Here is a 26,577-nt window from a genome sequence, read left to right on the forward strand (position 1 = left end):
ATACGGCGGTCACCTGAGTATCACAGGTGACCGCCGTGTTGAAAAGCGTTGAACGCGAGGCTTTTAGCGGTGGCTCGGCAGTTTCGGCAGGAACACCGTGAGCAGGCCGAGCAGCGGCATGTAGGAGCAGATGCGGTAGACGAATTCGATGCCTTCCTTGTCCGCATAAACACCCAGAACCGCAGCGCCGATGCCGCCGAAACCGAAGGCGAAACCGAAGAACATGCCGGCGATGAGACCGACGCGGCCCGGCACCAGTTCCTGCGCGAACACGACGATGGCCGAGAAGGCGGAGGAGAACACGAAGCCGATGACAACGACGAGAATGGCCGTCCAGAACAGGTTCGCATAGGGCAGCAGCAGCGCGAAGGGAATGACGCCGAGGATCGAGAACCAGATGACGACGCGTGAGCCGAAACGGTCGCCGATCGGGCCACCAAAGAACACGCCCAGTGCCGAAGCGCCGAGGAAGAGGAACAGCAGAACCTGCGCGTCCTGAACACCAAGACCGAACTTGTCGATGGTGTAGAAGGTGAAGTAGCTGGACAGGCTGGCGAGATAGGCATTCTTGGTGGCGGTCAGAACCACCAGTACCAGAAGCGTCATCATGACAGTGCCACGCGCAAGGGGAAGCGTGCGGCTGGCCGGCGCCTTGCCGACCGTTGCACGGCGGTGGCGGGTGTACCAGACGCCAACCCAGGAAAGTACGCCAAAACCGACGAGTGCGATCAGCGAGAACCAGCTGAGGCTCGTCTGGCCGAGCGGGATGACGATGAAGGCGGCGAGCAGCGGGCCGATGGCTGTGCCGGTATTGCCACCCACCTGGAAGAAGGACTGCGCCAGACCATGACGGCCGCCGGATGCGAGACGCGCAACGCGGGAGGCTTCCGGATGGAAGATCGCCGAACCGATGCCGATGAGGCAGGCGCCGATCACTAGAACCTCGAAACTATGGGCAAAAGCAAGCGTGATGAGGCCGGCGCAGGTGGACAGCATGGCGACGGGCAGGGAGAACGGCATGGGCCAGCGGTCTGTCACCATGCCGACGACCGGCTGCAGCAGCGAGGCGGTGACCTGAAAGGCGAAGGTAAGCAGGCCAATCTGCATGAAATCGAGCGCGTAATTCGCCTTCAGCAGCGGATAAAGCGACGTCAGCAGCGATTGCATGATGTCGTTCAGCATGTGGCAGAAGCTGGCGGCTGCGATGATCGAAAACGCCGTGCGTTGCGGATTGAAGCTGTTGCCGGCGCTGGTAACAGTGGCCATGATGAGGTCCTCTCGGGTTCCCGACGGAAGACGGGAAACATGTCTTTATTTCTTCCCGCTTTTATTCATATTGTTTCTGGCCTGCATTTGTGTTCTGGACGATTTTCTTTGTGAGTGGGCCAAATGGCAAAAATCAAATCGCGGCAGCCTTCAGGACTGACGCATGACGAGCATGAACGCAGTCTGAAATTGATCGACGGCACCAATGAGCCGGTGCTGGCGCTTTGCCGCGTTTACCCCACCGGGCACCGGACGCCGCCCCACAGCCATAGCCGCGTGCAGATCTGGTGCGCCCGTCAGGGTGTCGTGCTTGTCAGCACTGCGGATGGTCGCTGGATGATACCGCCCGGTCATGGATTGCTCATTCCCGCCGGGCTGCAACATGAGGCGGAAACCATCTCGACGGTGGAGATGCATTCGATCTACGTCCATCCGGACCTGTTTCATGCGGGCGCACCGCGCGTGGTGGAAATAACCGATCTCGCCTCCAGCCTGATTTCGGAATTGCTGGGTGAAGAACACCAGCCGACGGCTTTTCACCGGCAGGGCCTTGTGCGGGCGCTGTTATTGGACGAGGTCAACCGCCTGCCGGAAAGGCCGCTCGGACTGCCTTTTCCAGATAATCAGCGTCTGGCGGCGCTGTGCCGCGATTTCCTGAAAAAGCCGGTGGCGCGGGTGGAGATCGATGACTGGGCGGCGGCCATGGGCATCAGCCGGCGTTCTTTTACGCGGCTGTTCCGCAAGGAACTGGGGTTGAGTTTCGTCACCTGGCGCCAGCAGGCCTGTATCTTCGCCTCCCTGCCAAGGCTGGCAGCCGGCGAAGCGGTGACGAATGTGGCGCTGGATGCCGGTTATGAAAACATCCCGGCTTTCACCACCATGTTCCGGCGAATGCTGGGCAGTTCACCAAGGGCCTATCGGCAGGCGGCGCGGCAGCGCAGCGCTGCTTTTTCCGATTTCGAAGAGATCGAAGGTTAAGCCGCAGTCGCCCGCATGTCGCGGCGGAAATCGGAAGGCGACATGCCGGCGATTTGGCGGAACGCCTTGTTGAAGGCGCTGACGGAGCCGAAGCCGCTTTCCATGGCGATCTGCAGGATATTGTCCTTGCCGGTCATCAGCATCGCCTGCGCGCGCGAAAGCCGCAGCAGGGTCAGATATTTGATCAGCGTCATGCCGGTGGATTTGCGGAACAGGTTCATCGCATATTTCGGATGCAGCGATGCGGCACGGGCAATCTCTGTCGCGTCGATATCGTCAAGAAAATTGGCGGCGATGAAGTCGCACATGCGCACCACGCCGATGGAGGGCGCCATGCCCTCGTCATCCTCCCTGCGTTTGCCATTGGCGGCGGATGATATGACGGAGTAGGGTTCAAGGAACATCCGCTCGACCCTGAGCAGCAATTCCTCCACTGCGTGCTGGGCTTTCGCCTGTTCGCCCGAAGTGACGTAACGGAACCAGCGGCCGAAATTCTCCGCGTCTGCCCGGTCGGTCTCAGCGCTCACCATCGTAGCACCACCCATCAGCAGGCTGGAAACGGTGGCGGGCAGCCGCATGCGGAAGAAGTGCACCAGCGGCAGATGCGCGCCGGCGTAAAAGGAATCGTCGGAGGAGTGGTCCATCTGGTGCGGCTGGCCACCCCAGAAGATGCACATCTGGCCGGCATCGAGCGTCAGGTCGTGATCGCCCATGCGATAATGCACCGATCCCGACATCACGTAATTCACTTCCACCTGCGCGTGCCAGTGAGGCCTGAGCATGATGGGCGGATGATTGTGAAAAAGCTGCAGCGTTGTCGGCATGCCTTCGATGCTGCTTGCACCCGGCTGGTAGAAGGCTCTTTCAGCAATCTTACTTTCCGCCAAATCGATGTTCCCTTTTTACGAGACAGATTTCCTGCCGCCGCTAATGTGCCCATGTTCGCTGAAGAACGGCAATTGAAAAAGGGAGGTTTTCAATGTGCTTGAAATTTCTTGGCGCGTCTACGGCCATGCTGCTTCTCGCAGCTCCGGCTTTCGCGCAAACCGAAACCGTCACCATCTGGAGCTGGAACGTCGCGGCTTCCGCGCTGAAATCCACGGTAGAGGGCTTCAACAAGCAGAATCCGGATATCAAGATCGTCGTTGAAGACCTTGGAAACAATCAGGTTTTTGACAAGACGCTGGCTGCCTGCGCAGCCGGGGGCGATGGTCTTCCTGATATCGTCACTATTGAAAATTTCGAGGCGGAACTGTTCTGGAGCCGTTTTCCCGATTGTTTCGCCAATCTGACCGAGCTTGGCTATACGCCTGAGAAACAGGCGCTTTTCCCTGATTTCAAGCGCACGGAACTGGAGGTTGACGGCGTCGCCTATGCGGTTCCGTGGGATTCTGGTCCGGTGGCGGTATTTTATCGCCGCGATTTCTATGAGAAGGCAGGCGTTGATCCGGCTACCATCAAAAGCTGGGATGATTTCATCGCCGCCGGCAAGAAGGTCATGGCCGCCAATCCCGGCACCGTGATGGCGCAGGCCGATTTCAACGGCGACAGCGAATGGTTTCGCATGATCGCCAATGAGCAGGGATGCGGTTACTTTTCGACCGATGGCCAGAACATCACCATCAACCAGCCCGCCTGTGTCGCGACCCTTGAAAAGGTCAAGGAAATGAAGGACGCTGGCATCATCACGGCGGCGATCTGGGATGAGAAAATCCAGGCCAATACGGCCGGCAAGGCCGCCAGCCAGATGTATGGCGCCTGGTATGAAGGTACGGTTCGTTCCGGCTCTCCTGATCTTTCCGGCAAATGGGGCGTCTATCTGATGCCGAGCCTGACGGCGGATGGTCCGCATGCGGCCAATCTCGGCGGCTCGTCGCTGGCGATCAGCTCGACGTCTCAGCACAAGGAAGCGGCGTGGAAATATATCGATTACGCGCTGACCACCAATGAAGGCCAGGTGACGATGCTGAAATCCTTCGGCCTCGTTCCCTCACTGCTGTCCGCCATCGACGATCCTTTCGTCAAGGAAAAGCAGGCCTATTGGGGCGGGCAGGCGGTGTGGACCGATATTCTGGCCACCCTGCCGAAGATCGTGCCGAGCCGCGGCACGGCGTTCCAGTCGGATGCGGATGCGATCTACAAGGCGACGCAGACGAAATATTTCGCCGGCGGGTATCCCGATGCGAAAGCAGCGCTTGATGATGCGGCCAAGCAGATCGAAACGGCGACAGGGCTGCCCGTCGCGCAGTAAGCCGGCGGTTAGGACCGAGCGGGTGCCACAAGTTTCTTCTCCCCGAGGGGGAGAAGTCCGCGGCAGCGGGATGAGGGGGCGAGGGTAGAGATATCCGGAGAGCCAGCCCCCTCATCCGACCCTTCGGGCCACCTTCTCCCCCTTGGGGAGAAGAACTAGGCCGCACCGTTTTCGCAATGGCATTTTCCCTGAAAAACGGGGCAGGCCTTTCTGAAGCTTTTCCATTTATCCGGCCATCGCCCGGCATATGGAGGTCGTCATGCCGTCCAGGAACAGGATCGCTTATGCGTTCCTTGCGCCCTATCTCCTGATTTTCGCCACCTTCTGGGTCTGGCCGATCATCAGCTCGTTCATGCTGTCGTTCCAGAACACGCGGATTAATCCGTGGCGGTTTGCGCCTTCCATGAACTGGGGGCGGCTGGTTTCCGATCCGGCCTTTTATAACGCGCTTTATAATACGCTGATCATTCTGGTCATTCAGGTGCCCGTGATGATCGCGCTCGCCACCATCATGGCGGTGCTGTTGAATTCGCCGCTCCTGAAGGCGCGGCCGCTTTATCGTTTTGCCTTTTTTGCGCCTGTCGTCGTTGGCGAGGTGGCTTATGCGGCTGTCTTCCGGCTGATGTTCAGCGCCGATTTCGGCATCATCAACAAGCTCATCACCTCCGTCGGCCTTTCGCCCATCTCGTGGTTCGACAATGCCAATGCGGCCATGGCGCTGGTCATCATTGCCGTGACCTGGCGCTGGGCGGGGTATAACGCCATCATCCTCCTCGCCGGGCTACAATCGATCCCCGGTGATGTCTATGAGGCAGCGACGCTGGACAAGGTGAGCAAGCGCCAGCAGTTCTTTTACATCACCCTGCCGCTCCTCAAACCCATCATCCTGTTCTGCGTTGTCCTGTCGGTCATCGGCACAATGCAGCTGTTTGCCGAACCCTTCCTCATCACCAACAGGGGCGGGCCGGGCGGCGGCACGGAGACGCTGGGGCTGTTCCTTTATCGCCAGGGCTTCACCTCGCTCAATTTCGGTTATGCCTCGGCCATTGCCTACACCATGGCGGCGCTCGCCATCGCCATTTCGCTGCTTAATCTCTGGGTCGGGAGGGAGCCGAAATGAGATCGAAATCGAGATCGCTTTTCTGGCAGAAGATCGCGCTGCATGCGGCGCTGACACCGCTTGCCATCATCTGGCTGTTTCCGCTGTGGATGATGTTCGTGTTCTCGACCATGCCGGATTACGGCATTTTCAGCCCGGACATTGTTCTGGTGCCATCCACCAACTTCGTCGAGAATTTCAACAATCTGCAGGCGGATACCAATTTCCTCAGGGCCATGTTCATCTCGATCACCGTCGCCGTCATTTACACCGTGCTTTCGGTGTTCCTGACGTCGATGGCCGGCTGGGCGCTGGCGCGTTACCGCTTTGCCGGACGCGGGGTGGTGATCGCCATCATTCTCGGCACCATCACTTTGCCTTTTGCCGTCGTTGTCATTCCGCAATTCATCATGGTGGCGCGGGAATTCAAGCTCGCCAACACCTGGGTGGCGCTGATCGTGCCGCCGCTGTTCAACTCGCTCGGCGTGCTGTTCATGCGGCAATCCTTCTCGATGATGCCGACGGAGCTTTTCGACGCGGCACGGGTGGAGGGCGTCAAGGAATGGCAGATTTTCCTGCGTATCGCCCTGCCATTGGCGCGACCAACCATGGCGGCGCTATCGATCATTCTCTTCCTGGCCTCGTGGAACAATTACCTCTGGCCGCTTCTCATCAATTCCCGCCCAGGAATGATGACCGCACCCGTGGCGCTTGGCACCCTCATCGGGCTGACCAAAGTGTCATGGGGCGGCATCATGGCCGGCGCGGTGCTGCTCACCGCACCCATCCTCGTGGTTTTCGTGGCTTTGCAGCGTCACTTCATCGCCGGCATTTCCGCCGGGGCAGTCAAGTAAGGGGGCCGCATGGCGGAACTTTCGCTCAACAACGTGGTCAAGCGTTATGGCGCGCTGGAAGTGATCCATGGCGCAAATCTGGAGGTAAAGGACGGGGAGTTCGTCGTTTTCGTCGGTCCCTCCGGCTGCGGCAAATCCACGCTTCTCAGAATGATCGCCGGGCTGGAGGATATTTCCGGTGGCGATATCGTGATTGGCGGCAGGACGGTTAGTGATGCCGACCCGGCAGATCGCGGCATTGCCATGGTGTTCCAGTCCTATGCGCTTTATCCGCATATGACGGTGGCCGAAAACCTCTCCTTTGGCCTTAGAATGAACGGTAACCCCAAGGCCGATACGCAAAAGCGGGTCAACCGCGCCGCCGAAATTCTGCAGATCAACGAGTTGATGCAGCGCCGGCCGAAACAGCTTTCCGGCGGCCAGCGCCAGCGCGTCGCCATCGGCCGCGCCATCGTGCGCGAACCGCAGGTCTTCCTGTTCGACGAGCCGCTGTCCAATCTCGATGCGGAATTGCGGGTGCAGATGCGCGTGGAAATCTCGCGCCTGCACAAGCAGCTCGGCACCACGATGATCTATGTGACGCATGACCAGACCGAGGCGATGACGCTCGCCGACAAGATCGTTGTGCTGCGGGCGGGCAATATCGAACAGGTCGGCGCGCCGCTCGATCTCTATGACGATCCCGCCAACCGCTTCGTTGCCGGTTTCGTCGGTTCGCCGAAGATGAATTTTCTCGACGCTACCATCATCGGCAGCGGCGCCGACAGCGTCACGCTCGCTCTCGACAGCGATCCTGCGGTGCGGCTGACTTTGCCGATAAAGGAAGGCGTCAACGAGGGGGCCAAGGTCTCGCTTGGCATCCGGCCGGAGCATTTTGCCGATGCGGGCGGGGGTGATGCCGATCTCACCGTGCATGTCGATGTCGCCGAACATCTCGGCAATACCAGCTATGTCTATGCCCGAACCGAAGGCGGCGAGCAGCTGATCATCGAACGGCCGGAATCGCGCGATGTCGGCAATCGCGACCGGCTGACGGTCGGCCTTTCCGCCCGCCGGGCTTTCCTTTTCGACAACAAGGGCGAACGCCTGCGCTGAACCCTTTCCCAAGCACCCAAGACTGATATGAAAGACGAGGATTTCATGACGACCGAACAACCAATCCGCTGGGGCATCATCGGCCCGGGCACCATCGCCAGAACCTTTGCTGACGGTATCGCCCATTCCCGCACCGGCAGGTTAGAGGCCATCGCCACCCGCAATCCGGACAAGCCCGGCCTTGCCGAAGCTTTTGCCGGCGCGCGCATTATCCATGGGTACGACGCGCTGCTTGCCGATCCCGCTATCGATGCGGTCTATATCGCCACACCCCATACCGGCCATGCCGAATGGGCGATCAAGGCGATCCGGGCCGGCAAGAACGTGCTGGTGGAAAAACCCATCGCGCTCTCGGCCTATGATGCCGACGCCATTTTCCACGAGGCGAAAAAGGCAGGCGTCTTCGCCGGCGAGGCCTATATGTACCGCCTGCATCCGCAGACGGCGAAATTGCTGGAACTGGTGAAGGCCCGGGCGGTGGGCGATATCCGCATCATCCGCTCCAGCTTCGGTTTCAACATGGGTTCGTTCCGCGCCGATCACCGGCTGTTCGCCAATGAAACGGCGGGCGGCGGCATTCTGGATGTCGGCGGTTATCCGGTTTCCATGGTGCGGATGATTGCCGGTGCCGTGGACGGAAAACCCTTTGCCGAACCGGAAAAGGTCTCGGGTGCGGCGTATCTCGGCCAGTCGGGCGTTGATGAATGGGCCTCGGCCGTGTTGAAATTCGCAAACGGCATCGTCGCCGAAGTCTCGTGCTCGATCATGGCGGCGCAGGACAATGTGCTGCGCATCATCGGCTCGGAAGGGCGCATCGAGGTCAAGGATTTCTGGTTCGCCGCCGGCCACAAGGGCGGCACCGGCCGGATCGATATCATCAGGGGCGACAAGGTCGAAACCATCGAATTGCCCGAGGATCGCTGGCTTTATTCCTTCGAAGTCGATGCAGCCGGCGAGGCAATTCGCCAGGGCAGACACGAATTCGCGGCACCCGGCATGGCCTGGGCCGACAGCCTCGGCAATCTGCGTGTCATGGACCAGTGGCGGGCTTCCGTCGGGCTGGAATACAGCATCGAAAAGGCGACATCGCGCATCGGAAATATCGCCGGTGGCAAGGTCGTCGCCGGAAATTCGGTTCCCAGGCGGCAGATACCGGGCCTTGCCAAGCCGGCGTCCGTGGTTGCACTCGGTTTCGAGTTCTTCCCCAATTTCGCCTCCGCATCCCTGACGCTCGATGCCTTTTACGAGGCCGGCGGCAATCTTTTCGATACGGCCTATGTCTACGGCGCTGGCAGGACCGAGGCGATTTTCGGCGACTGGCACACCAGCCGCAATGTGCCGCGTGAGGAGATCGTGCTGATCGGCAAGGGTGCGCATTCGCCGCTCTGCTATCCCGACGTCATCGCCAGACAGCTGGACCAGTCGCTGGAGCGGCTGAAGACGGATTATGTCGATGCCTATTTCATGCATCGCGATAATCCCGACGTGCCGGTTGGCGAGTTCGTTGATGCCATGGATGCCGAAGTCCGGCGCGGGCGCATTCGCGGCATTTTCGGCGGCTCGAACTGGACGCGCGAGCGCATGGATGAGGCCGCGGCTTATGCGCAGAACAACGGCAAGCAGGCGCCCGGCGCGCTTTCCAACAATTTCTCGCTTGCCGAAATGCTCGATCCCATCTGGGCAGGCTGCGTGGCGGCATCAGACGACGAGTGGAAGGTGTGGCTGCAATCACGCCAGATCCCCAATTTCGCCTGGTCCAGCCAGGGGCGCGGTTTCTTCACCGACCGGGCAGGGCGCGACAAGCATGACGATGAGGAAATCGTCCGCGTCTGGTACTCCGACCGCAACTTCGTCCGCCGCGACCGGGCGATCGAGCTTGCGCAAAAACTCGGCCGCCACCCGATCCATATCGCGCTCGCTTATGTCATCGCCCAGCCTTTCCCGGTCATCCCGCTGATCGGGCCGCGCACGATTGCGGAGCTGGAAGACAGTCTTTCGGCGCTGGACATTGCGCTGACGCCCGAGCAGGTGAAGCGGCTGGAGGCGTGAAAGGCCTCTTTGCGATAGGTAAAACGGTGCCGCGTATTTCTTCTCCCCGCCGGGGAGAAGATGCCCCGAAGGGGCAGATGAGGGGGCCAGCTCTCCGTATATCTCTACCGTAGCCCCCTCATCCGGCGCTGCGCGCCACCTTCTCCCCGGCGGGGAGAAGAAACAAGGGGCATCCGCTCGCTCCCACTGACGATTCTCAGGGTGGAGACATCATCTTCCGCCTTCTTTCCTCTCCCGGCGACTGCTAAAGCGTAGGTTCACAAACCTGCCGCCAAACAATCACCGGGGTTCCCATGAGCGATATCGATCGAAGCCGTGCGCAGCAGCTGATGCAGGAGGCGGAGATTGATGCGCTGGTGCTGTTCCAGCCCGAAGCCTTCCGTTATGCGCTCGGTGCTCCTGCCGGCGTGGCGACGATGTGGGGCAAAGCGGGTTCCGCGATTGCGCTGGTGCCGGCAGATGCCGGGGCAGGGCTCGCCGCCGTCGTCAGCGATCATGCCGCCCCGCTCATTAGGAAGGCGGCACCTGATGTCGATCTGCGCTGCCATCGCATCTGGATCGATATGGTCGATCTTTCGGGTGTGGAAACCGTCGCGCAGGTGGATGATGCCTATCGCCGCAACAATTCCGGTGGGCCGCGGCCGGAGACGTTTGATCGCACCGCCTGTTTCGGCCTGCTCTCCGATCTTTTGCGGGATCGCGGGTTGGCTGCAGCGCGCATTGGTGCCGATCTTGAATTCATGCCCGCTGCCGATTTTTCAGCGCTTCAGCAGGCGCTGCCCGAGGTGAACTGGGTCGATGGTTCGACGGTGCTGAAACGTCTGAGGGCGGTGAAGTCAGAACGCGAGATCAAACTTCTCAGGCAGGCGGCAGCCGCCGCCGAGGCAGGGTTGGTCGAGATGGCGGCCGCCGTCCGACCGGGAGCAGCTCTTGCTCAGCTCTCCGCCGCCTGGAAATCCGGTGCGCAGGCATATGCCGCGACATCCGGTTTTTCGCTGAGCGGGCATTGGGACTATATTTCCGTCGGTCCGGCCCTGTCGGATATGACGGCGGCGGTCACACCGGGCGCGCTGATCAAGGCCGATGTCGGCACGCTGGTCGACGGTTATTCCTCTGACGGTGCGCGGACTTTTTCGTGGGGGCCGGTCTCGGCTCTTGCTGCCGATATTTTCAGGGCGCTGGAGGTTGCCTTCGCCTGCGGGCTGGAAGCGCTCCGCCCCGGCAACAGCTTTGGCGCGGTGCACGCGGCCATGCTGGCCTCGATGCGCAGGCAAGGTTTCGGCGAATATTATCGCGGTCATTTCGGCCATTCCGTCGGCGGCGGTGTGGGTATCGAGGAATGGCCGTTCTTTTCCCATGACAATCCGGAAATCATCCTCCCCGGCATGGTGGTCGCACTCGAAGCGCCCTTCTATGGCGAAGGGCTGGGCGCGCTGATGATCGAGGATCAGTTCCTCGTCACATCGTCAGGTGCGGAGTGCATGAACAGCCTGCCACGCACTCTCAGGGATCTGTCACGGCAGTGACGGCCTGCCGCCGTTCCTGCCTTTAGAGAAAGTCGTCGCGACGTGGGGTGAAGCAGTCGATCAGTTCACCCTCTTCCAGACACAGGCAGCCATGTTCGATATGGCCGGGAACGACGAGGCTGTCGCCTTTCTGCAGGTCATAGGCCTCACCATCGCGGTAAAAGCGGAAGCTGCCGCTGGCGACATAGGTGGACTGCACATGCGGATGGCTGTGCAGCTTGCCTTCTGCGCCGGTCTTGAACCGGAAGGACACGACCATCAGCTCCGGTGCCTCGGAAAGCACGGTGCGTTCCACGCCGTCATCGGGCGAAACGGTGGGGAATTTGGGAAGCTGCTGCATGTCGTTCTCCTCTGTCTTGCAATATTGATTTTCAGCGCGGCGCACGCAGCATGGCGCGATAACGCGTCTGACTGCTTTTCAGGTGGTTGCGCATGGCGCTGCGCGCTGCATCCTCGTTGCCATCCTGTATGGCGATCAGGATCGCTTCATGCTCGCCGACGAGACGGCTGAGATCGGCGGGTGAAAGCACGGTTTCTGCGCCATTATCAGCCACGGCGCGGCGCGGGATGACGGTTGGGCCAAGCACCTGCAGAAACTCGCTGAAGCGGGGATTGTTGGTCGCTTCGGCCACGGCGAGATGAAAGGCAAAATCGGCCTCGGCCGTCGGAATGCCCCTGGCGGCGCTGGCGCGGAAAGCGTCGAAGGCCTCGATGATCTTTTCTTCCTGCGCCGGTGAGCGGCGAATGGCGGCAAGGCCGGCGGCATCGCCTTCCACGGCGGTGCGCAATTCCAGCATCTCGATCAGCGACGAGACGCGGGCGAGATCGATATTGTGGAAAGGCCGCCGCTCGGTGGGCGCGGGCTCCAGTACGAAAACACCTGCGCCCTGACGCGGCTCCACCAGGCCGTCGGAGCGCAGCGAGGCAATTGCCTCGCGCACCACGGTGCGGCTCACGCCGAATTCCTGCGTCAGCTGCGCTTCCGATGGCAGGCGGTCGCCCGTCTTGTAACGGCCCTTGGCGATCTGGCTGCGGAGTTCCTCCGAAACCTTCACCACAAGCGTTCTGCCCTGTGGAGCTGCCGGTTCGGAGGTTGTCGCTTTTGTCATCTGTGTCGCCGTTCTAAAAAGGGTGCGGGGTTGCGTCCGGATGTCCTCGATACGTTATTCGCTGCCCGGCTTGCAATCCCGCTGATCACTCAGCCTTGCTTGAAGATCGGGTTGTCGACAAACGTGCCGCCCTGGAACCGCACCAACGCATCCTTCGGGTCCGGCATCGGTGTGGTCTCGGCTATATGCTGCCGGAAGGCCTCGGCATTGTCCTTCGGTTTCCAGCCCAGGAAACCGAGATGCGAATTGTCCCACCAGCCGGCTTCATTGGCCGAGGCCCCCCAGACAACCGGGCAGCCGAGCACTGGTGCCCGAAACACCGCCTCGATCAGCGACACGAAATCATCGTATGAAAACCAGGTGGACAACATGCGGTAATTATTGGGCACCGGCGTGCAGGAGCCGATGCGCACCAGTGCCGTCTCCTGTCCGAATTTATCGAAATACATGCGGGCGAGGTTCTCGCCGAAACATTTGGAGACGCCGTAAAGCCCGTCCGGACGCACCGGAACGTCGGGGCCGAGCCGCTCGGTCTGGGGATAATAACCGATCGTATGGTTGGAGCTGGCAAAGACTATCCGCGGCTGGCCATGGGCGCGGGCGGCCTCGTAGAGATTATAAAGCCCGATGATATTGCCCTGAAGGATCTGCTCGAAGGGCTTCTCCACCGATATGCCACCCAGATGAACGATGCCGTCGCAACCCGCAACCATGGCATTCACGGCATCCGCATCGGCAAGGTCGCATTGCACACATTCCTCGTTCGGACCGGCCGCATCGAGCGGGGAGAGATCGGCAAGACGCAATATCTCGGCCATCGGTGCGAGACGTTCACGCATGACGCGGCCAAGCTGGCCCGCCGCACCGGTAACAAGAAGCCGTTTCATTGCCATTCTCCCTCAGCTTTGCCGTCTCCGACGCAGTCGAGATATGGCGGCGCCTCTTGACCTTGTCATACAGATCGTACAAAAAGCGGATAACATATATTATGTGCCATACGCAACAATCATGAAGGATGAGTTTGATGTTGACCGTCGAAACAAGGCAGGCCGTGAACCCGGAATATGCAAAAACGCTGGACACCGAAGGGCTCCGCCGGCATTTCCTCGCCAACGACATGTTCCGTTCCGGTGAAATCAGGCTGATCTATACCCATTACGACCGGTTCGTCATGGGTGGCGCGGTGCCTGATGGCGCGCCGCTGACGCTGGACAAGGTGGAAGAAACCAAGACGCCGTCCTTCCTCGATCGTCGCGAAATGGGCATCGTCAATATCGGCGAGAGCGGCACCGTCAGCGCGGGCGGTGAGACCTACACGCTCAATCGCGGCGATGTGCTTTACCTCGGTGCGGGCAGCGGCGCGGTCACCTTTGACGGCGCTGGCCGATTCTACATCACTTCCTGCCCGGCGCATCGCAGCCTGCCGGCAAAGCTCGTGACGCTTGCCAACAGCAAGGAAGTCAAGCTCGGCGCGACGGAAACCTCCAACAAGCGCACCATCAACCAGTTCATCCACCCGCTGGTCATGGAAAGCTGCCAGCTGGTGCTGGGTTACACCATGCTTGAGGACGGCTCGGTCTGGAACACGATTCCCTCGCATATTCACGACCGCCGCATGGAGGCCTATCTCTATTTCGGCATGGATGAAAAGTCGCGCGTGCTGCACCTGATGGGTGAGCCGCAGGAGACCCGCCATCTGTTCATTTCCAACGAAGAAGGCGCCATTTCGCCGCCCTGGTCCATCCATTCCGGCGCCGGCATCGGCTCTTACACCTTCATCTGGGCAATGGCCGGCGACAATGTCGATTATACCGACATGGACTTCATCCAGCCGGGGGATCTGAAATGAGAAACCCCTTTTCGCTTGAAGGGCGCAAGGCGCTTGTGACGGGCGCAAATACCGGTCTTGGCCAGGCGATTGCTGTTGGTCTTGCCGCCGCTGGCGCAGAGGTGGTCTGCGCCGCCCGCCGTGCGCCGGATGAAACGCTTGATATCATCGCAAAGGAAGGCGACAAGGCGAGCGCACTGCTCATCGATTTCGCCGATCCGCTGGCGGCGAAGGACAGCTTCGCCGACGCCGGTTTCGATATTCTCGTCAACAATGCCGGCATCATCCGCCGCGCCGATTCCGTCGAGTTTTCCGAACTCGACTGGGATGAGGTGATGGACGTCAATCTCAAGGCGCTGTTTTTCACCACGCAGGCTTTCGCGAAAGAGCTGCTGGCGAAAGGCCGCTCCGGCAAGGTGGTCAATATCGCCTCGCTTCTATCCTTTCAGGGTGGCATCCGCGTGCCGTCCTACACGGCGGCGAAACATGGCGTTGCCGGTCTCACCAAGCTTCTGGCCAATGAGTGGGCCGCCAAGGGCATCAATGTGAATGCCATTGCCCCCGGTTATATCGAAACCAACAATACCGAGGCGCTGCGTGCGGATGCCGCCCGCAACAAGGCCATCCTCGAGCGTATTCCGGCAGGTCGCTGGGGGCACTCGCAGGATATTGCCGGCGCGGCGGTATTTCTGGCGTCGCCGGCGGCGGATTACGTGCATGGCGCCATTCTCAATGTCGATGGCGGTTGGCTGGCGCGTTAATCTGTCACAGATTTTCGAAATTCATCATACAAGATGTATGATGAATTGTTGACAAAGATGCGGCAAGCGGCTTAGGTGGCTTTCAGTCAGTGAACTTGCAGAGGAATTTCGATGATGAACCCTGAACAAATCAAGACGGCGCTCGGCTCCGGTCTGTTGTCCTTCCCGGTCACCCATTTCGATGCCGAGGGTCGTTTTGCGGCCGATAGCTACAGGGCGCATGTCGAATGGCTCGCCGGTTATAAAGCGCCGGTGCTGTTTGCCGCCGGCGGTACTGGCGAGTTCTTCTCGCTGAAGCCGGATGAAATCCCCACCATCGTTTCCGCCGCCAAGGAAGTGGCCGGCGAAACCGCCATCGTTTCCGGCTGCGGTTACGGCACCGAGATCGCCGTCGACATTGCCCGCTCGGTCGAAAAGGTCGGTGCTGATGGTATCCTGCTTCTGCCGCATTACCTCATCGATGCGCCGCAGGAAGGCCTTTACGCGCATATCAAGAAGGTGTGTCAGTCGGTCGGCATCGGCGTCATGGTTTATAACCGCGACAATTCCGTGCTGCAGGCCGATACGCTGGCGCGTCTTTGTGACGAGTGCCCGAACCTTGTCGGTTTCAAGGATGGCACCGGCGATATCGGCCTCGTGCGCCAGATCACCGCCAAGATGGGCGACCGCCTGATGTATCTCGGCGGCATGCCGACGGCGGAACTGTTTGCTGAAGCCTATCTCGGCGCCGGTTTCACCACCTATTCCTCGGCCGTCTTCAACTTCGTACCCGGCCTTGCCAATGAGTTCTATGCGGCGCTGCGTGCCGGCGAGCGCGCCACCTGCGAACGCATCCTGACGGATTTCTTCTATCCGTTCATGGCGATCCGCAACCGCGCCAAGGGTTATGCCGTCTCCGCCGTCAAGGCCGGTGTGCGCCTGCAGGGCTTCAACGCCGGGCCGGTGCGTGCGCCGCTGAAAGACCTGACCAATGAGGAAATCGGCATGCTCGAAGCCCTGATTGGCACGCAGAAGCGTAAAGCCTGATCACGGCATGACGGGAGGGGAGTCATGAAAATCACTGCGGTGCGCACGCATCTGCTCGAACACCGGCTGGACACGCCGTTTGAAAGCGCTTCCATGCGCTTTGATCGTCGCGCCCATATTCTGGTGGAGATCGAATGCGATGACGGAACGGTCGGCTGGGGCGAATGCCTCGGCCCGGCAAGACCGAACGCCGCCGTGGTTCAGGCTTATGCCGGCTGGCTTATCGGCCAGGACCCGCGCCAGACCGAAAAGCTGTGGGCCGTGCTTTATAATGCCCTGCGCGATCAGGGCCAGCGCGGCCTCAGTCTCACCGCCTTGTCTGGCATTGATATTGCGCTCTGGGATATCAAGGGCAAACATTACGGTGCTTCCATCTCCATGCTGCTTGGCGGGCGCTGGCGCGAAAGCGTGCGCGCCTATGCCACCGGCAGCTTCAAGCGCGATGGTGTCGACCGCGTGTCCGATAATGCATCCGAGATGGCGGAGCGCCGGGCGGAAGGTTTCCATGCCTGCAAGATCAAGATCGGTTTCGGCATCGAAGAAGACCTCCGGGTCATCGCCGCCGTGCGCGAGGCGATCGGGCCGGATATGCGGCTGATGATCGACGCCAATCACGGTTATACCATCACCGAAGCCATCATGCTCGGCAACCGCGCTGCCGATTATGGCATCGACTGGTTCGAAGAGCCTGTTGTTCCCGAACAGCTGGATGCCTATGCCCGCGTGCGGGCCGGCCAGCCGATCCCGGTTGCGGGCGGTGAGACCTGGCATGGGCGTTACGGCATGTGGCAGGCGCTTTCCGCCGGAGCCGTGGATATTCTCCAGCCCGATCTCTGCGGTTGCGGTGGTTTTTCCGAAACGCAGAAGATCGCCACGCTTGCCACGTTACATGGCGTGCGCATCGTGCCGCATGTCTGGGGCACCGGCGTGCAGATCGCCGCCGCGCTGCAATTCATGGCGGCGATGACGCCAGATCCGGTTCGCGTCAATCCGATAGAGCCGGTCATGGAATTCGACCGCACTTATAATCCATTCCGGCAGGCGGTTTTGAGCAAGCCGATCGAGGCGGTCAATGGCGTTGTCGCCATTCCCGATGGTCCGGGTCTCGGCATCGAGATCAACCGGGATGCCCTTACCGAATTCAGGATGCCGGACGCATGAGTGAGCTTGAACGCCAGCTGACGGGTGAAGCGCCGAACCCTGCTTTTCCGAGGGGTGCCGTCGATACGCAGATGCATCTTTATCTGCCCGGCTACCCCGCCTTGCCGGGCGGGCCGGGCCTGCCGCCGGGCTCGCTTCCCGGTCCCGCCGATTATCGGAAGCTGATGCAATGGCTCGGCATCGACCGGGTCATCATCACCCAGGGCAATGCGCACCAGCGTGACAATGCCAATACGCTTGCCTGCGTTGCTGAAATCGGCGAGGCGGCCCGCGCGGTTGTCATTATCGATGCGAAAACCACCGAAAAGGACATGGAAAGCCTCACCGCTGCCGGTGCCGTCGGGGCGCGCATCATGGATCTGCCCGGCGGTGCGGTGAACCTGTCCGAACTGGAAGCTGTGGACGAGCGGGCGCATGCCGCCGACTGGATGGTGGCGGTGCAGTTTGATGGCAATACGCTGCTCGATCACCTGCCGCGTCTTGAGAAAATCCGCTCGCGCTGGGTGTTCGATCACCATGGCAAGTTTTTCAAGGGCATCAAGACCGATGGCCCAGAAATGGCGGCGCTTCTGAAACTGATCGACCGTGGCAATCTCTGGTTCAAGTTCGCTGGCGTCTATGAAAGTTCGCGTGACAGCTGGCCCTATGAAGATGTCGCCGCCTTTTCGCGGGTGATTGCGGCCCATGCGCCGGAACGCATCGTCTGGGGCACCAACTGGCCACATAATTCCATCAGGGAGACTTCAGCCTATCCCGATGATGCCCGTCTTGCGGAACTGGTTCTCGGCTGGTTGCCGGATGACGCTGCGCGCCAACGTGCTTTGGTGGATAATCCTGAGGCGCTGTTCAAGCTGCCACCGTCAGCTGCGGCATAATTTCCGTCGAGACGATGGGGCAGGGCAAACCCATCATCCCTGACTGAAGGGTCTTGGCAAGTCGGGCTGGCAGGTGTTGTAATCTCGTTGAGGAAACTCATGAAAGCCACTGATTATTTTGATCAATTCTCAAACCGATATCGGCACTACAAGGGTGGCAGCTGGTGTTATGAGGATGGATGTATCTATCGGGGGCTGCAGCTTCTGTTCCAGGCGAGCGGAGACCGGCGCTGGAGTGAACATCTTCATCGTCTGGCTGATGCGCAGATATCGGCCGATGGAGTGCTTACCGGTTACGCGCCGGAAGAATATAATATCGATCATGTTCTCGCCGGGCGTGTCCTCTTTCCGCTGGCGGCGGAAACGGGTGAGGCGCGTTATCTGGCCGCCGCGGAACATCTGGCAGGCCAGCTCCACAGCCATCCGCGCATCAAGGCGGGCAATTATTGGCATAAGAAGCGTTATCCGCATCAGGTCTGGCTGGATGGGCTCTATATGGGGCTGCCTTTCCAGATCGAATATGCGCAGGCAACAGGCCGCGCTGAACTGATCGACGATGCACTTCGGCAATTCGCAACCGCGCTTGCACTGACGGCGGATGCCGGCGGACTTTATGTCCATGGCTATGATGAAAGCCGCGAGCAGCGCTGGGCCGATCCCGCAAGCGGCAAATCGCCGGCCATCTGGGCGCGTGCGGTGGGCTGGCTTGCCATGGCGCTGGTGGATGCGCTGGTCATCCTGCCGGATGATGACAGCACGGCGCAGCTTCGGGAAAAGACGCGTCTGCTTCTGGCGGGACTTATTGCGCGGCAGACGCGAAACGGTCTGTGGATGCAGGTGCTCGATAATCCGGCCCTTGCCGGCAATTACGAGGAAACCTCCGCCTCGGCCATGTTCGCTTACGCCTTGCTGCGGGCGAGCCGGTTGCGGCTCTTGTCAGGTAAAGAGGCGGATGTTGCCCGCGCGGCTGGCCGCCGGGCGCTTGATGCATTGCTGGAAACGCGGCTCAAGGCCGATGAAGAGGGTGTCGTCCGCCTAACCGGCATCGTCCATGTTGCCGGGCTTGGCGGCTTCGAGGGCAATTATCGTGATGGCTCTCCGGACTATTACCTGACCGAGCCGGTTGTCTCCGATGACGCCAAAGGCGTCGGGCCGCTGATGATGGCCTATGCCGAAAATCTGCTTGCGGGGTGAAAAAAGGGCGAGGGGGGCGGAAACGGTTTCCGCCCCTTTGGTTTTCCGGGATCAGAATTTGCGGCTGATCGACAGCTTGAAATTACGGCCCGGCTGGGCGGCGATGCCGTCGCTGAGATAGGGGAAGTAATATTTGTCGAACAGGTTTTCGACTGCCGCATGCACTTCCAGTCCGGCCATCATGCCTTCCTTCGGTGTCCAGTCGATAGCGATGCCGTGCACGGCGTAACCCAGGCTTTCGGGCCGTGCGTAGAAATATCCAGTACCCTGATTGACGGGCGTGCGCTCCTGATGGGCCACGAACTGGCCGTTCCAGCTCAGCGCCAGATCCCAGTCCGGCAGCTTGTAACCCAGTTGAAGGTTGGCGGTCAGCGGCGACAGGTCGTTCATATAGGTATCTGGACCATAGACATCGTTGATCGCGCCGTTGCGGGAACCGTTCATCCAGGAAACCCCGAGATTTCCGAAGATGTAGTCGGAATCATAGCTCGCCGAGACATCGAGGCCGTAAATCTTGTAGGACGGTGTATTCCAGTAGAAGGGCACATTCTTGACGCGGGCAAGGTTGGCGCTGCCGAACCGCCGGGTGATGGGATTGGTGACGTTATTGTAAAAGCCGCCGATCGAGGCCGTCAGGCTGTCGCCGTTCTGGAACACGTCATCAAAACGCTGGGAAACACCCAGATTGAAGTTGTTGTTGCGCTCGACCTTCAGGTTACGCGAGGTTCCCGACGCCGTGGTTGCCAGGCTCTGGCTTGAATAGAGTTCGTCAATGACCGGCGCGCGCATGGCATAGGCCCAGTCGGCAAAGAAGGTGGTGCCGGGCACCGCTTCCCAGCGCATGCTGAGAGCCGGCGTCGCGCCGCTATGCGACACGGCAGAATAATCGTGACCGGCGGCCGGTGTGTTATAACGCGGCGCGGCATTGGGCACGCCTTGCGAGCGGATATGGTCGAACCTGATGCCCGGCGTCACCTTGAACGTATCGGTCAGGCTGATCTCGTCGCGGAAGAAGGCGGCGATGGTTTCCTGCTTGCCTTCCGGCTTGATCCATGAGGCATAACGGCCGTAATTATATTGGGCACTGGTGCGGTTGGCGATGTCATACATCCACGAGTCCCGCTCATGGCGCATATATTGCACGCCATAATTGGCGACATGGGACACGCCGCCGAGCTCGAAATTGGAGGTGTTTTCCGCCTCAAGCTTGAAGTCGGTATATTTCGTGTCGTCCTGCATGCCGCCGAGCGAGCCTGTCGGAACGAAACCCGGAATGGCCGGACGGGTCATGTCGAGGCTGGTGGCGGAAAAGCTCGCCATCGCCTTGAAATTCACAAGGTCGCTGTCACCGTCATAGGAATATTTCAGCGTTGAGGAAAAATCCTCCATGTCGCGCCAGGCCAGTGCCCTCAGCCGCGCCAGATCATAACCATAGGTCTTGATGGAATAGGCCGTCAGACCGAGATCACCGCGATTGGCGGCAAGCGGGCCGTAATCGCCAGATTTGCCGTAAATGACCGAAGCGCGCAACTCATGGCCGTCATAGGCGGCACCGGCATTGGCGGAGAAGGAGGTGATCTTGTCGTTGGACGCGTCATAGACCTGACCGCCGCCGACGCGCATATTGTCGCTCTTGCGCCAGATGATCGAGGCAAGCCCGTCATAGGTCACCGGGCCGCCGAAATCGGATTTGCCATAGATCGCCGCCGATCCGAGCTTCTGTTTGTTGGCTGACTGGAAACTGGTCTTGCCCCATGCGCCGAAGCTCTGGCCCGGTTTCAGCATGTCGGAAGCCGTCTTGCTTTCCATGATGACGGTGCCGCCGAAGCCGCCATTGCCATAACGGACGGATGTCGCGCCTTTCTGGATTTCCACGCGCTTGAGCAGTTCCGGATCGATGAAGACGGTACCCTGGTCGTAACGCTCGAAATTCTTCGGTGCGCCATCCAGCAGCAGCCGCACGTCGGACTGCCGGGCAAAGCCGCGAATGGAGGTGGACTGCCCTTGCGAGCGCACGCCGCCGCTGGCGCTGACGCCCGGGGTTTTCTGAAGAAGTTGCGGCAGGGAGTTGGATTGCGCGGCCTCGATGGCGGCCTGATCGATCTCGACCACGCTTGGGGCATCGCCGTTGAAGACGCGTCCGCCCTTGAGTGTAATCGGCTGGAGCACGGTGCTTTCACCGCCTTCGGAGGCGGTGGCGGAACGGTTGGCCATTTCCATGCGGACGGTTTTTTCGCCGATGAACTGGTAACGAATGCCGGTTCCCGAAAGCAGCCGCTCCAGCGCCTCGGACGGCGTCATGGTTCCCGATACGGAAGCGCTTTTCAGACCCCTGGCAACGGAGGCGTCATAGACCATTTGCAGGCCGGACTGGCTGGCGAGACGATTAAGCGCGGTCGCCATGTTGCCGGCGGGCAGGTTGATCGCCACCTTCTGGGTTTGCTGCGCTAAGACCTGTGCGGGAATAGCCGCCATGGCCGCACTGGCAAGCAAAAGGGAAAATAATGATGCGCGGGCGCGTGTCCTGTGGCGGAAAGCGGGTTCTGGTCTGGTCATTTCGGGCACCTCTCCGGGGCGGCAGATATTGTTCTGCTCCACGAACGAATGGGCCCGTTTTTTAAGGACACCCCCGGTGAAAAAATTTCACTCAATAAAGAACCGTCAGATAAGGGCCGGCTTTGATGAGGCGGATTTCCAGCGCGGCGGCCAGATCCGCAAGAGCGGCATTCGGGTTGGAAAGGTCGAAATTGCCCGACAGCCGCTTTTGCCGCAGGCCCTCCCGCGTCATGACGATGCGGCCGGGAAGATAACGCTCGAAGGTTTCCGCCACTTCGGCAAGCGGCCTGTCCTCGAAGATGAAGCGGCCGTTGCGCCAGGCGGCGACGGAGGAGGGATCGACCGTTTCGATGCTGCCAAGCTGGCCGTTGGGCGAATAATCGACGCGCTGGTTTTCATGAACCCGGCCGTTCTGGCCCTGCTTGCCGGTTTCCACCTGCACGCTGTGTTCCAGCACCGTCACGCTCGTCGCTTCGTTGCGCATATCGACATCGAAGGCTGTCCCGAGCGCTGTTGTCGTGCCGCCTGCCGCCTCGACTGAAAAAGGCCGCGCCGCATCGGGGGCGACTTCAACGAAAATTTCCCCGCGCAGCAGCACAACGCGCCGCTCCTCTTTCGAGAAACGCAGTGCAATCGCGGAATGGGCATTCAGGGTGACGGTCGAACCATCCGGTGTCGTAACGACCTGTTGCTCCGCCGTGCCGGACATATGGTCGGAACGCAGACGCATGGGCATGTCGGTAAGGTAAAAGGCGGAAAGCAGCGAGACGCCGGCAATGGTGGCCGCCGCCGCTTTGGCTTTGCCGCCGCGCCGGCGCGTTGCCTTTGCCAGAAACGCCTGATCACCCGCCAGAAGGGCGCCGGCGTCGCCCATAAGACATCGGACACGCTCATAAGCCTTTGCATGTCGTTCATCCCCGGCGATCCAGGCATCGAAATGCGCAGCCAGCAGAAGGTCGTCCGGGCTTTCCCGTCGTTGCAGGAACCAGTCGACGGCCTCTTCGCGCAGCGTCGAGGCGCTTTTTGCCGATCCCGTCACAGCGTTTCCTCCAGGCACTCAAGGCAATGCAGATAGGCCTTGCGCAGATGACGATCGACCATGTTTTTGCTGATGCCGCTTCGCGCGGCGATATCGACCGAATTCAGGTTGCCGATGCTGCTGGCAAGGAAGATCTGTCGGCGCTGTAGCGACATCGACATGACGGCGCGGCGCAGCACTTTCAGGCGATGTTCCCGGTCGGCGAGGCTATCGGCATCATTAACCGGCTGTGGCGCGGCAAGCGCTTCCTCCATGCTGCCGGAAAACAGCCTGCGCTCGAATTGTTCGCGGCGGCGGCGGTCGATGCCGAGATTGGCGCAGGCGCGCACCAGAAAGGCGCGGATGAGCGAGGTATTTTCGGGAAGCCGGGGTTTGCCGGTCAGCCGCACGTAAAGATCGTGGACGATCTCCTGCGAAATGGCAGTCGTGTGTCCGCGCCGGTTCATGGCCTTGCACAGCTCCTCATAATAGAGCTGTACGGCGTCATCGATAAGTGCGCGGGACGTGGGCTTGCTCCACATGAGGCGGGTTCCCGGTCGGAAGGATTGAGCGATCCCGGGCTGCATAGGTGAAAAATCACCCCGTGGCAATAAACATGACTAATTTTATCATATATCTTTTGCGCCCAGCGAAAGATACGCCGGGAGGATGACGCCCGGCCGTCTTTCTAGCCGTCGCTGTGGTGAATATCACGGTCTGGCACAGGCCGCGCCGCCTGCGTCGAAACCTGACCCGTTGCGGCGCTGTTAGCGGGGGGTAAACCCGCCACTGCCGGGCAGGCCCAAAATCAAGCCTTGTTTTTTTCGATGAAGCGGATGGCATCACCCACGGTCAGGATCGTGTTTGCGGCGGAATCGGGAATTTCCACGCCGAATTCCTCTTCGATTTCCATGACGACCTGAACGACTTCGAGGGAATCAGCACCGAGATCGTCAGCAAAATTGGCGTCATCGACGACCGTGGCGGGGTCTACGCCCAGCTGGTCCACGATGATTTTTCTGATACGGTCTGCAATGCTGGACATAATGGGACTCCGCGAAAGTTACCTGTCTCCGATCCGCCCGATCCTAATTTGCGCCCGGGGTATCCCTCACAAAAATCGAAGCCGGTTTTCGCGGGGCGCGATGCGCAAAGTCAAAGGGCAAAGCATCGATGACATCCGGACGTAGCATGCCTTTCACGTCTGCGGAAGAGTGTCGGCCAAGGGGAAGTGTTTCATAATATTGCGCGGTGTATGCTGCGTTAAACAGTTTGTGACTGGAAGCGATGAGCCGCTGCGCGGTAAACCTCGTTTTTGCGGAATAATATCGTTCAGCCCCACCGAGCCCCAATATCATGGTCCAATCATCCCCGGAACGCTTCATATTGCTCGACGGCGTAAGGGGTGTGGCTGCCCTCTTCATCGTTCACCGTCATGCCGAGCAGCTTTTCGGAAAAAGCACGGCGTCGAGCTATCTCGCGGTGGATCTGTTCTTTGCTTTAAGCGGTTTCGTGCTGGCGCATGCCTATAGCAGGAAGTTGCTCGAGGGGGCGATTTCCCCCGGCTTTTTCATGAAGGCGCGCTTTGCCCGTCTTTATCCGCTTTACGGCCTGGCGCTGGCCCTGATGGCTGCGTACTTCATCTGTCTTTATGTGCTGGGCCTGCCAACGCCGATCGATGATCTTCATCGGCATATCGAGCCGGGCGAGCTGGCTTTCGCTCTGGTCACGGGGCTTCTCTTTCTGCCGGCTCCCTTCACGCTCACCCTCAACGGCGCGTTGTTTCTCGTCAGCCCGGCATGGTCGCTGTTCAACGAGCTGGTGGTGAATGTGTTTTATGCCCGCTGGGGCGTGCGGGCGACGGCGAAACAGACGGCTGCGGTGCTGGCCGTCAGCGCCATTGTGCTGATGGTGGCCGCCGCTGAGTTTGGCCGCTTGCATGCGGGTTTTCGCTGGCATGAGATGTATGCCGGCATGGGACGGGTATTTTTCTCGTTTTTCATCGGCGTGCTGATTTATCGTTACCGCAACCGCGTGCCGCAGCTGCGGCCGGTACAGGCTGTTCTTTGTCTTCTGCTGGTCTGCTTCATCCTCGCCGTGCCGATGACGCGGGAGCTTCGACCATTCTTCGATCTTATGGTCGTGCTGCTCATCTGGCCGCTGTTATTGTTTGTCGCAAGCCAGACGGTTCCGGGCCGCAGGACGGCAATGGTGTCGGCGTTTCTGGGCACGGCGTCCTATGCGGTGTATGTCCTGCATATTCCGCTTCTGGCCTGGACGGAGCTTCTGATACCCACGGTTGACGGGACGAACATGGCTTTGCCGGCCGGTATCGTTTTCCTGGTCGGGACGACCTGCCTGTCATGGTGGCTGACGGTGCATTATGATCAGCCCGTTCAGAAATGGGTGAAGAACCGCCTGAAAAAAGCCGGCCAAAATCAGCCAGACGGTTTGATCGGACGTTAAATTTGCGTGGCTTCAGTAATGCGCAAAGATCGGAGCCGTCAGCACGAAAGCCGCGACGAGGCTGATGATCGTCAGTTTCGCCGCTCGCATACGCCGCATCCTGCGGCCGCTCCAGTCATACGTCATACTCCACCCTCCACGCAGACGCAAAACTTGCCGATATGAAACCCGGTCAGGACATTGCCGCAAGCCAGTCGCGGTTCTGCAATGTCCGATGCTGCAAATTCCATACGGGAAGCGTCCCGTGTTGCGCGTGAACGCATGCAGGACGCTCCATTTCAGTCTTGCCTGATATAAGGCATTTGCCAAGCCGTTATTTTCATCGGTGATTTTGAAGGTTGCCCTTCATGCAACGCACGAGGGCATTTCCATCATCGATAAAGCGGCGGCAGGCCCTGGATCGCGTAACGCGGCAGCGGCTTCCAGGCCTTCACGCGTTCATGTTTGTGAACGCCGAACAGAAAAAGCATTTCGCCCGAAAGATCGTCCGGGTCGGTCAACCCGTCCTGAAACAGCTGTATCACCTTGCGGGCCGCATTGTTGTAAAGAAGAGCCTCGTCATCGACGAGGTGGTGGTCATAACCCAGACTTTCGAGCACCGATTGAAGCATTTTCAGGTCTTGTGATGAAATGATGCAATTGTCGCAAGTGGAAGACATGACATCCTCCTTTCTGTGGAGTACACAAAGCCGGAGCGTCACGCGTCCTTCCGGACGCCATGCAAGGACGCTTCAACGTTTTGAAACGACGGGCGATACCAAGGAAAACCATTTCCGGTGTCCCGGCCGATGCCGCCGTGCATGTCGTTTAAAAAATTGCGAAAAGTCCTGTCGGTCAACGACATGCGCAGGACGGGGGCTTTGGGACGGCATATCAGCCTGACGGCGGTAACGCCCATAAATTACCGATGGGGAATCGTGCGCCCTTTGGGGCTGATAGGCAAGTTAATTCGGCTGCCTATCGCACGTTCGGAGATATTTGTAATCTGCGGCATCTGTCATCCGCAGCATCGCAGGCAACAAAAAAGGCCGGGGCAATATTGCACCGACCTTCCTCATATCGCTTTCAACACCAGTGCCAGTACATCCGTGGTCAAAAGTCTAAAGCGACTAAAACAACTGCGAACGACAATTTCATTCGCGCTCACCAGCAGTTGCCATATGAGCTATATAGGTGGGCAATGTGGCCAAAACAAGTCCGGTAATTAAAAGGATGTTTTACCCTCCATAATTTGCCGGCAGCCACGTGAGACGCCCCCGTTATTTCTTCTTGCCGTCCGCCGTCGTGGCGTTTGCGAACTTGACCTGCGAACCGGTCGGCGCTGCGGCTGCAGCCTTGGTCTTGTCCTTCTTTGGTTTGCGGACTTCCTTGTTGCTACGCAATTGACCCTTGGCCATGGTGTTCTCCTCGTGTTGAAGCAGTATCTGATATGACGCTTGAGCATCGTCGCTCAAGGCGGGCAGGG

25 protein-coding genes are annotated in these 26,577 nt (G+C 59.8%); 14 read left to right on the forward strand and 11 right to left on the reverse strand.

What is annotated here, in order from left to right:
- Nucleotides 1–63: 63 nt before the first annotated feature.
- Nucleotides 64–1,266, reverse strand: a complete 1,203-nt coding sequence (locus tag QSV77_RS18100) for an MFS transporter (protein WP_003522697.1) — start codon at nt 1,264–1,266, stop codon at nt 64–66.
- A 123-nt stretch (nt 1,267–1,389) separates the two neighbouring features.
- Here QSV77_RS18100 and QSV77_RS18105 point away from each other — a divergent pair, with 123 nt between their 5' ends.
- Nucleotides 1,390–2,244, forward strand: a complete 855-nt coding sequence (locus QSV77_RS18105) for a helix-turn-helix domain-containing protein (protein ID WP_080837053.1) — start codon at nt 1,390–1,392, stop codon at nt 2,242–2,244.
- Here the strand turns inward: QSV77_RS18105 and QSV77_RS18110 are convergent.
- Nucleotides 2,241–3,131 (reverse strand): helix-turn-helix domain-containing protein, encoded by an 891-nt coding sequence (locus QSV77_RS18110; protein ID WP_080820769.1) that lies wholly within the window; start codon nt 3,129–3,131, stop codon nt 2,241–2,243. The two genes, QSV77_RS18105 and QSV77_RS18110, sit on opposite strands and share 4 nt — an antisense overlap.
- A gap of 92 nt (nt 3,132–3,223) precedes the next feature.
- On the opposite strand from QSV77_RS18110, the gene QSV77_RS18115 reads away from it, so the two are divergent.
- The 6 genes from QSV77_RS18115 to QSV77_RS18140 all read left to right on the forward strand — a co-directional run bounded on the left by QSV77_RS18115 (nt 3,224) and on the right by QSV77_RS18140 (nt 11,118).
- On the forward strand, nt 3,224–4,495 hold the full coding sequence (locus tag QSV77_RS18115; RefSeq protein WP_080820771.1) for a sugar ABC transporter substrate-binding protein: 1,272 nt from the start codon (nt 3,224–3,226) through the stop codon (nt 4,493–4,495).
- A 259-nt stretch (nt 4,496–4,754) separates the two neighbouring features.
- Nucleotides 4,755–5,615 (forward strand): carbohydrate ABC transporter permease, encoded by an 861-nt coding sequence (locus tag QSV77_RS18120; RefSeq protein ID WP_302734535.1) that lies wholly within the window; start codon nt 4,755–4,757, stop codon nt 5,613–5,615.
- Nucleotides 5,612–6,448: a carbohydrate ABC transporter permease gene (locus QSV77_RS18125; protein WP_046800394.1), complete on the forward strand. Its 837-nt coding sequence runs from the start codon at nt 5,612–5,614 to the stop codon at nt 6,446–6,448. The genes QSV77_RS18120 and QSV77_RS18125 overlap by 4 nt, the downstream gene beginning before the upstream one ends.
- A 9-nt stretch (nt 6,449–6,457) precedes the next feature.
- Nucleotides 6,458–7,543 (forward strand): ABC transporter ATP-binding protein, encoded by a 1,086-nt coding sequence (locus QSV77_RS18130; protein ID WP_302734536.1) that lies wholly within the window; start codon nt 6,458–6,460, stop codon nt 7,541–7,543.
- Between the two features lie 45 nt (nt 7,544–7,588).
- Nucleotides 7,589–9,592: an aldo/keto reductase gene (locus QSV77_RS18135; protein ID WP_302734538.1), complete on the forward strand. Its 2,004-nt coding sequence runs from the start codon at nt 7,589–7,591 to the stop codon at nt 9,590–9,592.
- Nucleotides 9,593–9,885: 293 nt separating this feature from the next.
- Complete coding sequence (locus tag QSV77_RS18140) at nt 9,886–11,118, forward strand: Xaa-Pro peptidase family protein (RefSeq protein ID WP_302734539.1); 1,233 nt, start codon at nt 9,886–9,888, stop codon at nt 11,116–11,118.
- A 22-nt stretch (nt 11,119–11,140) separates the two neighbouring features.
- Here the strand turns inward: QSV77_RS18140 and QSV77_RS18145 are convergent, their stop codons facing one another.
- From QSV77_RS18145 to QSV77_RS18155, 3 genes are all read right to left on the reverse strand, one after another.
- Nucleotides 11,141–11,458, reverse strand: a complete 318-nt coding sequence (locus QSV77_RS18145) for a cupin domain-containing protein (RefSeq protein WP_110760129.1) — start codon at nt 11,456–11,458, stop codon at nt 11,141–11,143.
- A gap of 31 nt (nt 11,459–11,489) precedes the next feature.
- Nucleotides 11,490–12,227, reverse strand: coding sequence for a FadR/GntR family transcriptional regulator (locus tag QSV77_RS18150; protein ID WP_142843225.1), 738 nt, complete (start codon nt 12,225–12,227; stop codon nt 11,490–11,492).
- Nucleotides 12,228–12,316: 89 nt separating this feature from the next.
- On the reverse strand, nt 12,317–13,114 hold the full coding sequence (locus QSV77_RS18155) for an NAD(P)-dependent oxidoreductase (RefSeq protein ID WP_302734540.1): 798 nt from the start codon (nt 13,112–13,114) through the stop codon (nt 12,317–12,319).
- A 137-nt stretch (nt 13,115–13,251) separates the two neighbouring features.
- Here QSV77_RS18155 and kduI point away from each other — a divergent pair, with 137 nt between their 5' ends.
- From kduI to QSV77_RS18185, 6 genes are all read left to right on the forward strand, one after another.
- Complete coding sequence (gene kduI / locus QSV77_RS18160; RefSeq protein ID WP_174029516.1) at nt 13,252–14,076, forward strand: 5-dehydro-4-deoxy-D-glucuronate isomerase; 825 nt, start codon at nt 13,252–13,254, stop codon at nt 14,074–14,076.
- A complete protein-coding gene (gene kduD / locus QSV77_RS18165; RefSeq protein WP_302734542.1) occupies nt 14,073–14,816 on the forward strand; it encodes a 2-dehydro-3-deoxy-D-gluconate 5-dehydrogenase KduD in 744 nt (247 codons plus the stop codon). Before kduI ends, kduD begins: the two co-directional genes overlap by 4 nt.
- A gap of 114 nt (nt 14,817–14,930) precedes the next feature.
- Nucleotides 14,931–15,842 (forward strand): 5-dehydro-4-deoxyglucarate dehydratase, encoded by a 912-nt coding sequence (gene kdgD, locus QSV77_RS18170; RefSeq protein ID WP_302734544.1) that lies wholly within the window; start codon nt 14,931–14,933, stop codon nt 15,840–15,842.
- A 24-nt stretch (nt 15,843–15,866) separates the two neighbouring features.
- Complete coding sequence (locus QSV77_RS18175; protein ID WP_302734545.1) at nt 15,867–17,003, forward strand: D-galactarolactone cycloisomerase; 1,137 nt, start codon at nt 15,867–15,869, stop codon at nt 17,001–17,003.
- Nucleotides 17,000–17,878, forward strand: a complete 879-nt coding sequence (locus QSV77_RS18180; RefSeq protein WP_302734546.1) for an amidohydrolase family protein — start codon at nt 17,000–17,002, stop codon at nt 17,876–17,878. The genes QSV77_RS18175 and QSV77_RS18180 overlap by 4 nt, the downstream gene beginning before the upstream one ends.
- Before the next feature lie 99 nt (nt 17,879–17,977).
- Entirely contained in the window at nt 17,978–19,072 is a 1,095-nt protein-coding gene (locus QSV77_RS18185; RefSeq protein WP_302734547.1) for a glycoside hydrolase family 105 protein, read from the forward strand.
- A 51-nt stretch (nt 19,073–19,123) separates the two neighbouring features.
- Here QSV77_RS18185 and QSV77_RS18190 read toward each other — a convergent pair whose 3' ends face one another.
- From QSV77_RS18190 to QSV77_RS18205, 4 genes are all read right to left on the reverse strand, one after another.
- Complete coding sequence (locus QSV77_RS18190) at nt 19,124–21,628, reverse strand: TonB-dependent receptor (RefSeq protein ID WP_302734548.1); 2,505 nt, start codon at nt 21,626–21,628, stop codon at nt 19,124–19,126.
- A 91-nt stretch (nt 21,629–21,719) separates the two neighbouring features.
- Entirely contained in the window at nt 21,720–22,667 is a 948-nt protein-coding gene (locus tag QSV77_RS18195) for a FecR family protein (protein ID WP_302734549.1), read from the reverse strand.
- A complete protein-coding gene (locus QSV77_RS18200; protein WP_302734550.1) occupies nt 22,664–23,188 on the reverse strand; it encodes an RNA polymerase sigma factor in 525 nt (174 codons plus the stop codon). The genes QSV77_RS18195 and QSV77_RS18200 overlap by 4 nt, the downstream gene beginning before the upstream one ends.
- 266 nt (nt 23,189–23,454) lie before the next feature.
- Entirely contained in the window at nt 23,455–23,691 is a 237-nt protein-coding gene (locus QSV77_RS18205) for an acyl carrier protein (protein ID WP_046800405.1), read from the reverse strand.
- A 311-nt stretch (nt 23,692–24,002) separates the two neighbouring features.
- Here QSV77_RS18205 and QSV77_RS18210 point away from each other — a divergent pair, with 311 nt between their 5' ends.
- On the forward strand, nt 24,003–25,112 hold the full coding sequence (locus QSV77_RS18210; protein WP_302734551.1) for an acyltransferase: 1,110 nt from the start codon (nt 24,003–24,005) through the stop codon (nt 25,110–25,112).
- Nucleotides 25,113–25,483: 371 nt separating this feature from the next.
- Here QSV77_RS18210 and QSV77_RS18215 read toward each other — a convergent pair whose 3' ends face one another.
- Together QSV77_RS18215 and QSV77_RS18220 are read right to left on the reverse strand one after the other, a co-directional pair.
- Nucleotides 25,484–25,771: a hypothetical protein gene (locus tag QSV77_RS18215; RefSeq protein WP_302734552.1), complete on the reverse strand. Its 288-nt coding sequence runs from the start codon at nt 25,769–25,771 to the stop codon at nt 25,484–25,486.
- Nucleotides 25,772–26,371: 600 nt separating this feature from the next.
- Nucleotides 26,372–26,509, reverse strand: coding sequence for a hypothetical protein (locus tag QSV77_RS18220; protein WP_167379179.1), 138 nt, complete (start codon nt 26,507–26,509; stop codon nt 26,372–26,374).
- Nucleotides 26,510–26,577: the final 68 nt, after the last annotated feature.

Origin of the sequence: Agrobacterium sp. V1 (assembly GCF_030518355.1) — a bacterium.
Lineage (GTDB): Bacteria > Pseudomonadota > Alphaproteobacteria > Rhizobiales > Rhizobiaceae > Agrobacterium > Agrobacterium cucumeris.

Bases quoted from the DNA above. Each gene is read 5' to 3' on its own strand.
- QSV77_RS18125 (WP_046800394.1), top strand. From the start codon at position 5,612: ATGAGATCGAAATCGAGATCGCTTTTCTGGCAGAAGATCGCGCTGCAT.
- kduD (WP_302734542.1), top strand. From the start codon at position 14,073: ATGAGAAACCCCTTTTCGCTTGAAGGGCGCAAGGCGCTTGTGACGGGC.
- QSV77_RS18135 (WP_302734538.1), top strand. From the start codon at position 7,589: ATGACGACCGAACAACCAATCCGCTGGGGCATCATCGGCCCGGGCACC.
- QSV77_RS18130 (WP_302734536.1), top strand. From the start codon at position 6,458: ATGGCGGAACTTTCGCTCAACAACGTGGTCAAGCGTTATGGCGCGCTG.
- QSV77_RS18205 (WP_046800405.1), bottom strand. From the start codon at position 23,691: ATGTCCAGCATTGCAGACCGTATCAGAAAAATCATCGTGGACCAGCTG.
- QSV77_RS18190 (WP_302734548.1), bottom strand. From the start codon at position 21,628: ATGACCAGACCAGAACCCGCTTTCCGCCACAGGACACGCGCCCGCGCA.
- QSV77_RS18150 (WP_142843225.1), bottom strand. From the start codon at position 12,227: ATGACAAAAGCGACAACCTCCGAACCGGCAGCTCCACAGGGCAGAACG.
- QSV77_RS18180 (WP_302734546.1), top strand. From the start codon at position 17,000: ATGAGTGAGCTTGAACGCCAGCTGACGGGTGAAGCGCCGAACCCTGCT.
- QSV77_RS18215 (WP_302734552.1), bottom strand. From the start codon at position 25,771: ATGTCTTCCACTTGCGACAATTGCATCATTTCATCACAAGACCTGAAA.
- QSV77_RS18100 (WP_003522697.1), bottom strand. From the start codon at position 1,266: ATGGCCACTGTTACCAGCGCCGGCAACAGCTTCAATCCGCAACGCACG.
- QSV77_RS18210 (WP_302734551.1), top strand. From the start codon at position 24,003: ATGGTCCAATCATCCCCGGAACGCTTCATATTGCTCGACGGCGTAAGG.
- QSV77_RS18105 (WP_080837053.1), top strand. From the start codon at position 1,390: ATGGCAAAAATCAAATCGCGGCAGCCTTCAGGACTGACGCATGACGAG.
- QSV77_RS18185 (WP_302734547.1), top strand. From the start codon at position 17,978: ATGAAAGCCACTGATTATTTTGATCAATTCTCAAACCGATATCGGCAC.
- kdgD (WP_302734544.1), top strand. From the start codon at position 14,931: ATGAACCCTGAACAAATCAAGACGGCGCTCGGCTCCGGTCTGTTGTCC.
- QSV77_RS18115 (WP_080820771.1), top strand. From the start codon at position 3,224: ATGTGCTTGAAATTTCTTGGCGCGTCTACGGCCATGCTGCTTCTCGCA.
- QSV77_RS18140 (WP_302734539.1), top strand. From the start codon at position 9,886: ATGAGCGATATCGATCGAAGCCGTGCGCAGCAGCTGATGCAGGAGGCG.
- QSV77_RS18155 (WP_302734540.1), bottom strand. From the start codon at position 13,114: ATGAAACGGCTTCTTGTTACCGGTGCGGCGGGCCAGCTTGGCCGCGTC.
- kduI (WP_174029516.1), top strand. From the start codon at position 13,252: ATGTTGACCGTCGAAACAAGGCAGGCCGTGAACCCGGAATATGCAAAA.
- QSV77_RS18175 (WP_302734545.1), top strand. From the start codon at position 15,867: ATGAAAATCACTGCGGTGCGCACGCATCTGCTCGAACACCGGCTGGAC.
- QSV77_RS18200 (WP_302734550.1), bottom strand. From the start codon at position 23,188: ATGTGGAGCAAGCCCACGTCCCGCGCACTTATCGATGACGCCGTACAG.
- QSV77_RS18120 (WP_302734535.1), top strand. From the start codon at position 4,755: ATGCCGTCCAGGAACAGGATCGCTTATGCGTTCCTTGCGCCCTATCTC.
- QSV77_RS18220 (WP_167379179.1), bottom strand. From the start codon at position 26,509: ATGGCCAAGGGTCAATTGCGTAGCAACAAGGAAGTCCGCAAACCAAAG.
- QSV77_RS18145 (WP_110760129.1), bottom strand. From the start codon at position 11,458: ATGCAGCAGCTTCCCAAATTCCCCACCGTTTCGCCCGATGACGGCGTG.